The 10,753-nt window shown below is 71.4% G+C and carries 8 protein-coding genes and 1 pseudogene; 2 read left to right on the top strand and 7 right to left on the bottom strand.

Annotation, left to right across the window (positions count from 1 at the left end; translation table 11 throughout):
* Positions 1-53: 53 nt before the first annotated feature.
* Positions 54-1,157, bottom strand: coding sequence for an NDP-sugar synthase (locus tag OHO83_RS27235; RefSeq protein WP_330279830.1), 1,104 nt, complete (start codon positions 1,155-1,157; stop codon positions 54-56).
* 267 nt (positions 1,158-1,424) lie between these two features.
* Entirely contained in the window at positions 1,425-6,356 is a 4,932-nt protein-coding gene (locus OHO83_RS27230) for an NAD-glutamate dehydrogenase (RefSeq protein WP_266671143.1), read from the bottom strand.
* Between the two features lie 478 nt (positions 6,357-6,834).
* Between OHO83_RS27230 and OHO83_RS27225 the strand changes: the two genes are divergently transcribed.
* Entirely contained in the window at positions 6,835-7,401 is a 567-nt protein-coding gene (locus OHO83_RS27225; RefSeq protein ID WP_330279829.1) for a DJ-1/PfpI family protein, read from the top strand.
* Between the two features lie 266 nt (positions 7,402-7,667).
* Here OHO83_RS27225 and OHO83_RS27220 read toward each other — a convergent pair.
* From OHO83_RS27220 to OHO83_RS27210, 3 genes and pseudogenes are all read right to left on the bottom strand, one after another.
* A pseudogene (locus OHO83_RS27220) lies at positions 7,668-7,869 on the bottom strand (response regulator transcription factor); the annotation flags it as partial.
* 58 nt (positions 7,870-7,927) lie between these two features.
* A complete protein-coding gene (locus OHO83_RS27215; RefSeq protein WP_266671147.1) occupies positions 7,928-8,602 on the bottom strand; it encodes an HAD family hydrolase in 675 nt (224 codons plus the stop codon).
* A gap of 46 nt (positions 8,603-8,648) precedes the next feature.
* Entirely contained in the window at positions 8,649-9,164 is a 516-nt protein-coding gene (locus OHO83_RS27210; protein ID WP_330279828.1) for a DUF6912 family protein, read from the bottom strand.
* Positions 9,165-9,453: 289 nt separating this feature from the next.
* Between OHO83_RS27210 and OHO83_RS27205 the strand changes: the two genes are divergently transcribed.
* Positions 9,454-9,945, top strand: a complete 492-nt coding sequence (locus tag OHO83_RS27205) for an Rv3235 family protein (protein WP_266671151.1) — start codon at positions 9,454-9,456, stop codon at positions 9,943-9,945.
* A 12-nt stretch (positions 9,946-9,957) separates the two neighbouring features.
* On the opposite strand, the gene OHO83_RS27200 is transcribed toward OHO83_RS27205, so the two are convergent.
* Together OHO83_RS27200 and OHO83_RS27195 are read right to left on the bottom strand one after the other, a co-directional pair.
* Positions 9,958-10,146: a hypothetical protein gene (locus tag OHO83_RS27200; RefSeq protein ID WP_266671153.1), complete on the bottom strand. Its 189-nt coding sequence runs from the start codon at positions 10,144-10,146 to the stop codon at positions 9,958-9,960.
* Entirely contained in the window at positions 10,140-10,742 is a 603-nt protein-coding gene (locus OHO83_RS27195; RefSeq protein WP_330279827.1) for a hypothetical protein, read from the bottom strand. Before OHO83_RS27195 ends, OHO83_RS27200 begins: the two co-directional genes overlap by 7 nt.
* Positions 10,743-10,753 lie beyond the last annotated feature (11 nt).

Raw genomic sequence — 10,753 nt, 5'->3', positions numbered from 1 at the left:
GGGCAGGGGTTTCGCGGCGGCCGGTGTGGCCCCGATGTCGGGAGAGTTCGTGTTCACTGTTCGGTCAGCCCTTCTCCGGCGAGGGAGGAGAAGCGGACGGCCCGGTCGGGCAGTACGGCCTCGCACCACACGCGGGTTCCGTTCCGCAGATCGTTGTGGGCGCCCACGCGGGCGCCGTCACCGATGACGCTGCCGTGCAGGACGGAGCGCCGCCCGATCCGCGCACCCGCGCCGACCAGGCTCTTCCTTACGTAGGCACCGGCGCCCACGGTCGCGCCGTCGTGCAGCACCGAACCGTGGACGACGGCTCCTGAACCTACCCGGGCGCCCGCCCCGACGACGGTCCCGTCGGCGAGCCAGGCGTCGGCGGCCACCTTGGCACCGGGCAGTACGAGGGACTCGCCGCGCACTCCGGGCACGGCGGGTGAGTGCACGACCCCGCGCACGAGGTCGGCGGAGGCCTGCACGAAGGCTTCGGGCCGGCCGAGGTCGAGCCAGTAGGAGTCCTCGACCATGCCGTGCAGATAGGCGCCCGCGGCGAGCAGGCCGGGGAACGTCTCGTGCTCGACGGAGACGGGACGCCCGGCGGGGATGCTGTCGATGACGGACCTGCGGAACACGTAGGAGCCCGCGTTGACCTGGTCCGTGACGATCTCCTCGGGCGTCTGCGGCTTCTCGGCGAAGGCGAGTACGCAGCCGTCGGCGTCGGTGGACACGAGCCCGAAGTCGCTGGGGTCGTCGACGCGGGAGAGGTGGAGGGTGATGTCGGCTTCGCGCTCGCGGTGCCGGTCGATGAGGGCGCGGGTGTCGAGGCCGGTGAGGATGTCGCCGTTGCAGACGAGGACGGGGTCCTCGGGGGCGGAGACCAGGCGGCGGGCCGCGTGCCGGATCGCGCCGCCGGTACCCAGCGGCTCGTACTCGACGGCGTATTCGAGGTGGACGCCGTGCGCCGATCCGTCGCCGAAGTACGGCTCGAAGACTTCGGCGAGGTAGCAGGTGGCGAGGACGATGTGGTCGACGCCCGCGGCGGCGAGCCGCGCGATCTGGTGGGCCAGGAAGGGGACTCCGGCCGCCGGCACTATGGGCTTGGGCGTGTTGACCGTGAGCGGCCGCAGCCGGGTGCCCAGCCCGCCGACCAGCAGAATCGCTTCCGTCATGGACCCTTCCCGACCTCTCCGCTCCGTGTCGCGATCCGACAATCGGGTCCACTTTAGACGTAATGCCCGATTTGGCGGCTCATGACGAACCCCTGGGGGCCGACGCGCCGTCAGGAGCAACCGATTGGGCGCGGAGTCCATCAGGTCAGACCCGGTCAAGAGGCCGGCCGGAGAAGGGCAAGAGAACGGAAAGAGTCCGGACGGTGAAACGGAGGCGCCCCGCACCGGAGTTCCGGTGCGGGGCGCTCCCGTTCGCTGATGCGGACCCTACGAGTGCGTGCGCAGCAGCGTCCTCATCGTGCGCATCGCGACCGACAGGTTCGCCAGGTCGAACGCGTCCGAGCTCTGGATCTCCTCCAGGGTCGTCCGCGCGCGGCCCAGGATCGGCGCGTTCTTCTCCTGCCACGCTTCGAAGCGCTGCTCCGGAGTCGACACGCCGTTCCCGACGGTCAGCACATCGGCCGTGAGGGCGGCGTGCGCCGAGTACAGGTCCTCGCGGATCGAGGCGCGGGCCATCGACTGCCAGCGGTCGGCCCGCGGCAGCTCGATGATCCGGTCCATCAGCTGCGTGATGGACAGCCGGTCCGCGAGGTCGTAGTACACCTCGGCGACGGCCAGGGGGTCCTTGCCGGTGCGGTCGGCGATCGCCACGATGTCGAGCGTCGGGAAGGCCGAGGAGAACCCGGCGACCCGCTGGGCCAGTTCCTCCGGCACGCCCGCGGCGCTCAGCTCGTCCAGGATCGACTGGTACCACTCGGCGTCCGCGCCGCGCAGCATCTTCGGCATGGCCGACCAGACCTCGGCGACGCCCTCACGGAAGAAGTCGATCGTCTCGGCGAGCTGGAGCGGCTGCGGCCGGTTGTTGAGCAGCCAGCGCGTGCCGCGCTCGACCAGGCGGCGCGAGTGCAGCCTGATCCGGGTCTGGACGTCCGCGGCGACGACATTGTCGAGCGCCTCGACCGCGTCCCAGACCTCACCGAGGCCGAAGATCTCGCGCGCGGCGAGCTGCGCCCGCACGATCTCCTCCAGGGACGCCCCGGTCTCCTCGCGCAGCCGGTGCAGGAACGTCGAACCGCCCGTGTTCACCGTGTCGTTGACCAGCACCGTGGTGATGATCTCGCGGCGCAGCGCGTGCCCGTCGACCGCGTCGGAGAACCGCTCGCGCAGCGCCTGCGGGAAGTAGGCGTGCAGGAGCCTGCGCAGGTACGGGTCGTCCGGCAGCGACGTCTGGATCAGCTCGTGCGCGGCCGTGATCTTCGTGTACGCGAGGAGGACGGCCAGCTCGGGCTGGCTCAGACCGCGCCCGGAGTTCAGCAGTTCCTTGATCTGCCGGTCGGCCGGCAGGAACTCCAGGGCCCGGTCGAGGTTCCCGTCACGGACCAGGCGGCGCATGAAGCGCTGGTGGGCGTGGAGCAGGTCGGGCGCCTGGGCGACCGCGTTGGCGAGGGCCGTGTTCTGCGCGTAGTTGTTGCGCAGCACCAGGGCGCCGACCTCGTCGGTCATCTCGGCGAGCAGCTTGTTGCGCTGCTTGACGGTCATGTCGCCGTCGGCGACGAGCGCGTTGAGCAGGATCTTGATGTTCACCTCGTGGTCGGAGGTGTCCACGCCCGCGCTGTTGTCGATGGCGTCGGTGTTGACCTTGCCGCCCTTGCGCGCGAACTCGATACGGCCCAGCTGGGTCGCGCCGAGGTTGCCGCCCTCGCCGATCACCTTGGCCCGCACGTCCTGGCCGTCCACGCGGATCGCGTCGTTGGCCTTGTCGCCGACGTCCGCGTTCGACTCGGCGGACGACTTCACGTACGTGCCGATGCCGCCGTTCCACAGCAGGTCGACCGGCGCGTGCAGGATCGCCTTCATCAGGTCGGCCGGCGTCATCTTCGCGGCGCCCGACTCGATGCCGAGTGCCTCACGGATGTGCGCGTTGAGCTGGATCGCCTTGGCGGAGCGCGGGAAGATGCCGCCGCCCGCGGAGATCAGCTCCTTGTTGTAGTCGGCCCACGAGGAGCGCGGCAGGTCGAACAGGCGGCGGCGCTCGGCGTACGAGGTGGCCGCGTCGGGCCGCGGGTCGATGAAGATGTGCCGGTGGTCGAACGCGGCGACCAGGCGGATGTGCTCGGAGAGCAGCATGCCGTTGCCGAACACGTCACCGGACATGTCGCCGACGCCGACGACCGTGAAGTCCTCGGTCTGCGTGTCGGTGCCCAGCTCCCGGAAGTGCCGTTTCACGGACTCCCAGGCGCCGCGGGCGGTGATGCCCATGCCCTTGTGGTCGTAGCCCGCCGAGCCACCGGAGGCGAAGGCGTCACCGAGCCAGAAGTTGTACGACTCGGCGACCGCGTTGGCGATGTCGGAGAACGTCGCCGTGCCCTTGTCGGCCGCGACCACGAGGTACGTGTCGTCCTCGTCGTGGCGCACGACGTCCGCCGGGGGCACGACCTCGCCGGCCACCAGGTTGTCGGTGATGTCGAGCAGCGCCGAGATGAAGGTCTTGTACGACGCGACACCCTCGGCCAGCCAGGCGTCACGGTCGACGCTCGGGTCCGGCAGGTTCTTCGCGACGAAGCCGCCCTTGGCGCCGACCGGCACGATGACGGTGTTCTTCACCATCTGCGCCTTGACCAGGCCGAGGACCTCGGTACGGAAGTCCTCACGCCGGTCGGACCAGCGCAGACCACCGCGCGCGACCTTGCCAAAGCGCAGGTGCACACCCTCGACACGCGGCGAGTACACCCAGATCTCGAAGGCGGGGCGCGGCGCGGGCAGGTCGGGGATGGCCTGCGGGTCGAACTTCATGGAGACGTACGCGTGCGGCTTGCCGTCGTCGGCCTTCTGGAAGAAGTTCGTCCGCAGCGTCGCCTTGATGACGGTCAGGAAGGACCGCAGGATCCGGTCCTCGTCCAGGCTCGCCACCTGGTCGAGCGCCCCGTCGAGCTCCTCCAGGAGCCCGTCGATCAGCTCGGTCCCGGCCCGCTGGCGCTCCGGCGACATGCGCGCCTCGAAGAGGCTCACCAGGAGGCGGGTGGTGTGGACGTTGTTACGGAGGGTGTCCTCCATGTAGTCCTGGCTGAACGTCGCACCGGCCTGGCGCAGGTACTTGGCGTACGCGCGCAGCACCATCGCCTGCCGCCAGTTCAGGCCGGCGCTCAGGACGAGGGAGTTGAAGCCGTCGTTCTCGGCGGCACCGGTCCAGGTCGCCGTGAAGGCCTCCTGGAAGCGCTCGCGACCGTCGTCACCGAGGTAGTCGCCGTTGCCGTGGGACGACTGCGGCATGCGCAGACCGAAGTCGTAGATCCACGCGGTGGTCCGGTCCGAGCAGCGCAGCTCGTACGGGCGCTCGTCGATGACCTCGACGCCGAGCTGGTTGAGGACCGGCAGGACGGACGAGAGGGAGACCGGGGCCCCGGTGCGGTAGATCTTGAAGCGGCGCTCGCCGGGGGCGGCACCCACGGGCTCGTACAGCGAGAGCGCGAAGTCCTTCTCGCCGCGCTTGAGAGCTTCCAGGTGGACGAGGTCGGCGACCGCCGCGCGCGGCGAGTGGTCGGCCTTGTAGCCCTCGGGGAAGGCGCCGGAGTAGCGGCGGGCCAGCTCGGCCGCGCGCTCCTCGCCGCACTCCGCGTTCAGCGCCTCGCCGAAGCCGTCGGCCCACGAGCGGGCGGCGTCGACGAGCCGCGCCTCGATGCGCTCGGTGTCGGCCTCGGTCAGCGCGGGCAGCTCGGTGCCCGGCTCGACGCGGATGACGAAGTGCAGCCGGGACAGGATCGACTCGGTGTTCCAGGCCGTGAAGTCGACGCTGGTGCCGTTGAGCTCTTCCTTGAGGATGTCGATGATCCGCAGCCGGACACCGGTGGTGTAGCGGTCGCGCGGCAGGTAGACGAGGGCCGAGTAGTAGCGGCCGTATTCGTCCTGGCGCAGGTAGAGCCGCAGCCGGCGGCGCTCCTGGAGGTAGAGGACGCTGGTGACGATGGCGCGCAGCTCGTCGGCCGGGGTCTGGAACAGCTCGTCGCGCGGGTACGTCTCCAGGATCTGGAGCAGGTCGCGGCCGTCGTGGCTGTTGGGCGAGAACCCGGCGCCCCGCAGCACTTCCTGGACCTTGCGGCGCACGACCGGGACGCGCCGGACGCTCTCCGTGTACGCGGCGCTCGAGAAGAGGCCGAGGAAGCGGCGCTCACCGATGACGTTGCCCTCGGCGTCGAACTTCTTCACGCCGACGTAGTCGAGGTACGAGGGGCGGTGCACGGTGGCGCGGCTGTTGGCCTTGGTCAGCACGAGGATCTTGTGCTCGCGGGCCTTGGCGCGCGCGTCGGCGGGCAGCCGGCTGAAGGACGGGCTCACCGGGTGGTGGTCGTCGCCGCCGTGCTGCGGGTCGGAGCGCAGGATGCCGAGGCCGGTGCCGGGCACGGCGGACAGCGAGTCGTCCTCGCGCAGCTCGTACTCGCGGTAGCCGAGGAACGTGAAGTGGTCGGCGGACAGCCAGCGCAGCAGCTCGCGGGCCTCCTCGACGTCCTGGGTGCGCAGGTCGTCGGCGGTGGGCTCGCTGGGCAGGTCGTCGGCGATACGCAGCGCCGAGTCCCGCATCTTCTCCCAGTCCTCGACGGCCTCACGGACGTCGGACAGGACACGCAGCAGGTCGGAGGTGATCTGCTTCAGGTCGGCGCGGTCGGTCTCCCGGTCGATCTCCACGTGGATCCACGACTCGGTGAGCGTGTCGTGGCTGTCGGAGGCGCTGCCCGCGGGCAGGACCTCCTGGAGCTTGCCGGTCAGGTCGCGGCGCACGGTGACCTGCGGGTGGATCACGACGTGGATGCCGCGGCCCTGGCGGGACAGCTCGTTGGTGACCGAGTCGACCAGGAACGGCATGTCGTCGGTGACGACCTCGACGACGGAGTGGCTGCAGGTCCAGCCGTTCTCCTCGACCGTCGGCGTGTGGACCTTGACGTTCGCGGTGCCCTGCGGGCGGACCTCCGCGAGCCGGTAGTGGGAGACGGCTGCTCCGAAGACGTCGACCGGGTCACGGTCGGCCAGGTCCTCGGGGGCGGTGTGCAGGTAGTAGCGCTGGAGGAACGCGAGCACGGACTCCTGGTCCGGAGCCCCCTCGCCATTCGTCCCGGCCGGGAGATGCCCCCCTGCCGGGCTGTTCTCAGCTACCCGGGCGGCCCGTGCGAGCAGCTCGGCCTTGGCTTCGTCCAGCTTGGTCTGCATTGTCCTCTGGCTCCTGTCGCGCGCCGTTGCGTGACGTTGAAGAAATTGATGCGGCACAACGCCACGACGCGGGGTCTCCGGTCGATGTCGACGGTATGCCGGGATGAGAGATGAGCGGGCGTTTATCCGCCATTTTTGGCGTATTTCCTGCCCGGAGCCGGGGCGGCATCCATGTTCCGCCCCGAAGGGAACGGTCAGCGGAGCACCGGGCACGGATGTAGATCTCCGTGTGCTCCCGGCGCGGGCAGGGGGCGACGATGCCCCCGCGAGATATCGCGCTGATCACGGGTCAAGGCTATCGCCCCTCACCCGGGAGTCGTCATGAGCCGTATGTGTACAAATACAGCGGTCGAACTTTGACACTCTGCACAGGGACAGCGACGCGGATGGATGCCTCGAGGGGTTGCCTAACGGCGTGCCGGGTCCACGTTGAGGGGAAGACACCCCGGCCCGAAGGCTCCGAGGGGAGCGCACAGCCATGGCACCCAAGATCCTCCTGGTGACCGGCGACGCCGCCGAGTCACTGGAAGTCCTGTACCCCTACCAGCGCCTGCGCGAGGAGGGCTACGACGTCCACATCGCCGCCCCGGAGCGCAAGAAGCTGCGGTTCGTCGTCCATGACTTCGAGCCGGGGTTCGACACGTACACGGAGAAGCCCGGCTACACCTGGCCCGCCGATCTCGCGTTCGCCGAGGTCGAGCCGGAACAGTACGTCGCTGTCGTGATCCCGGGCGGCCGCGCCCCCGAGTATCTGCGCAACGACCCCGAGCTGCGCAAGATTCTGAAGTCTTTTTTCGACGCCGACAAGCCCGTGGCCCAGATCTGCCACGGTCCGCTGCTCACGGCGGCGGTCGACGGGCTGCGCGGGCGCAACGTCACGGCCTATCCGGCGCTGGAGCCCGACGTGCAGGCGGCCGGCGCGGCCTTCCGTGACGCGGAAGTGGTGGTCGACGGGACGCTGGTGTCGTCCCGCGCCTGGCCGGACCACTCGGGGTGGATGCGGGAGTTCCTCACGGTGCTGCGCGCCAAGGCGCCGGTGACCTGAGCGCTTGACGGCTGAGGCCTGACGCCTGAGGCCTGAGGCCTGAGGCCTGAGGCCTGAGGGGATGGTGGGCGGCTGCCCCGTCGGCGCGGGCAGCCGCCACGCATGGCGCTCAGGGGACTGCACGACGGAACCCCGTTGCCGTTCACGACAGCCGGGAGAGCCGACCGGATTGCCACCCGGCGCTCCGCCGCGCCGGGCCACCCGCGGAACGGCACGCCCCCAGCTCGCTACACCCACCGGGCGCGGGCACCGGCCGGCGCGCAGGGCTACGGCTTTCTCGCGACCGCCGCGATCTCCGTGCGGGACGCGACGCCCAACTTGGCCAGGATGTGCTCCACGCGCGCGTCCGCCGTGCAACGTCGGCCGGGAGATGCCGAGCAGCTCGGCGATGTCCCGGTTGGACAGGCCCTGCGTCACCAGCGCGGCGACCTCGCGCTCGCGCCACGTCAGCGCGTCCGCGCCGCCTGCGCCCCGCGCGGCCGGCACCGTGGCCGACGGCTCCGCCCCGCTGCGGACCGCGGTGAGGTCACTCCGCCAGGCGTCGCGCCACCCCCACGGCCTCGGCGAGAGTGTCCACGACCGGCGCGCCCACGCCTTCGAGGCTGGCCCTGCTGTGCGATCCGCCGGTGTAGAGCACGGCGCTGGCGCCCGCGTGCAGCGCCGCCACCGCGTCGTCGGCCGCGTCCCCGATGACCACCGTGCGCCCCGGCGCCACCCCCGAAACGGCCAGCGCACCGAGATGGCGGACCATGTGCTCGGCCTTGCTGCCGCCGGAGGGGCCGGTGCGCCCGTCGACCCGCAGGAAGTGCGACTCGATCCCGAACTCCCGCACCAGCGGGACGAGTTCGTCATGCCCGTACATGCTGAGGATCGACTGACTGCGGCCCGCGGAGCGCCAGTCGGCGAGGAGGAGCTCCGCGCCGTCGGCGAGCCCGCAGGCCGTGCGGTGGAGCGTGTAGTGCCGCTGGAAGGCGAGGTCCATCCGCTCCCACTCGGCCTCGGTGGGCAGCCGGCCCATCAGCCGCTGGTAGAAGCGGGGAATCGGCACGCAGTACAGCTCCCTGTACCGCTCCAGGGTGATCGGCTCCAGTCCGATCTCCCCGAAGGCGGCGTTGGTCGCGCTGATGACCGCGTCGTTGTCGTGGAACAGCGTCCCGTTCCAGTCCCAGACGATGTGTGCTCCGGCTGCGTGCTTCCCCATGCCGAGAACGTACCCGCAGGGACCGACAATCGTACGTTCGCGCCGGTCAGCCGCCCTGGCCGAGCAGGCTCGGGATCTCCTGCGTGGCGAACCAGAGGAGTTCGTGGTCCTCGGCGCCGTCGACGACGAACTGCGCGTCGTCGTCACCCTGGTCCGCCGCCCCGAGCGCCGCGGCCGCCGCCGTCACGTCCTTCTCGGCGTCGGCGGAGTCCACGTGCACCGCGGCAGCCTTGGCCAGGGCGACCGCGTTCGCGATCCGCACCTCGCCGAGCGCTCCCGGGTCGAGCCCGCGGTCCGGGTCGGCCACCGCGGCGCCGTCCGGCACGTCGAGCGCGATCACGACCCGCTTGCGGGGCGCTTCCGGCTCTCCGGCGATCAGCCGGAGCGACGCCACCGCCGCGCGGTTGAGGGCCGCGTACTCCAGCTCCTCGATGTCGTCGGAGACGTACCACTCGCGCAGCGCGGGTGTCACGGCGTACGCGGTGAACGGTCCGGGCCCCAGTTCGCCCGCCTTGTGCGCCTCGGCGAGACGGGGCAGGGACAGGGGGACGTACACGCGCATGGCGGGCCACTTTCGTCGACGAGAGGGCCTTCAGGATACGTGCGGGAGTCCCCCTTCGGGGTGCCGGTCAGCACCCGTCCGCACGTCAGCGCCGGACCCCTCCGTGACCCTCCCGAAGCCCGTCCCCGCATGCCTCGTCCGCCGTCCGGTCACTCTGATAGGTGATCTTTCCGGCTGCCCGCGCCGGGCGCCTCCGGCCTTGTGGGCGGTGCCGGCGTCCGCGTACAAGATCCCCAAGCAAAGTTACCGATCGGTATCCACCGGTCGGATGCCGAACGGGGAGCCAGACATGCACGAGCCCACCGCCCATGAGCCGCTGCGCAAGGTGATGGACCAGCCGCGCCGCCGCCCCGCGACGACCCGGCCCCCGGGCGGCCGCCCGCCCGGCAGGCAGGACGCGAGGCGCCCCGGCGCGCGGCCCGTACGCGTCCCGCCCCAGCTGCCGCCCCACCCCGCCGAGCTGTTCACCGAGCGCCTCCTGCTGATGCTCAGCGGCCAGCGCCCCGTCCACTGGGCGTCCCGCCACTTCGCCGGATCGCTCTACGACGCCCTGATCCGGCTCGCCGAGAACCGTCCCCTCAACGACCGGGGACGGCAGCCCGTCGTCCACGGCATCGGCCACTACCAGCCCGAACCCGGCGTCTACGAAGTCTTCGCCCGGATCAGCGCCGGCCCCCGGCTGCACGCCCTCGCCTTCCGCCTGCACCGGGGCGACGACCACCGCTGGCTCTGCACGGCCGTCGAGATGGTCGGGCGCCCGACCCGCGGTACCGGGGCGTGAGCGCCGCCGCCGTCAGCGCGCCCACCGCGCGTCGAGCCAGGCGTCGACCTCGTCCGGCGCGGTCACCGGCAGCGAGGGGTGGTCGACGCGCTCGTACGCCGTGTACGTCACCCGGGTCCCGGTCCGCGCCAGTGCCGCCGCCGTCTCCTTCGAGGTGACGGCCGGCACCGTCGTGTCCACGGCGCCCTGCACGATCAGCACCGGCTCGCGGTAGTGGGCGACGGGCGGCTCGGAGTGGCGGACCGGAGCAGCGCGGCCAGTCCGGGCGCTCCGTTGTGGGGCGTCCCGTTGCGGGGCGTCCCGTACACGAAGTCGGCGTTCTTCAGCCCCTCGCCGGCCTTGAACACCTCGGCGAGGCATCCACCGTCGCGGGCCGCTTCAAGGACCTTCATGCCCTGGGGCGTGAAGTAGTCGGCCGGCTTCACATCCGGCTCGGCCGCCGCCCTACCGGAGACGAGCAGCGCGATGTACGGGTTGGCGGTGGCCTGCGGGTCCCCTGCGCCGGCCAGGCCGAGGATCTGCGCCCAGTGGCCGGGCGGGGCGGCGGCCGCGGCGCCGCGGAAGTCCAGCGGCGAAGGCTTCGTGGACGCCGGATTCGGGCTGGCAGTGGCCGATTCGGGCGCGTAGCGGTGCGCGTACGCGGCCGTGAACAGGGCCGCGCCGCCGCCCTGCGAGTGCCCGTACACCGCCCCCTTACGGCCCACCCGGGGGTCGAGCCGACGGGCGCCCGCACGGCCGCCCGTGTTCCGGCCGCCCCCGCTGTGCCGTGCCGACACCGACGAGAAGGGGCCGGGCATCCCGTGCCCGG

Source organism: Streptomyces sp. NBC_00569 (genome assembly GCF_036345255.1).
Taxonomy (GTDB): domain Bacteria; phylum Actinomycetota; class Actinomycetes; order Streptomycetales; family Streptomycetaceae; genus Streptomyces.
This window is presented reverse-complemented; position numbering and strand designations above follow the sequence as displayed.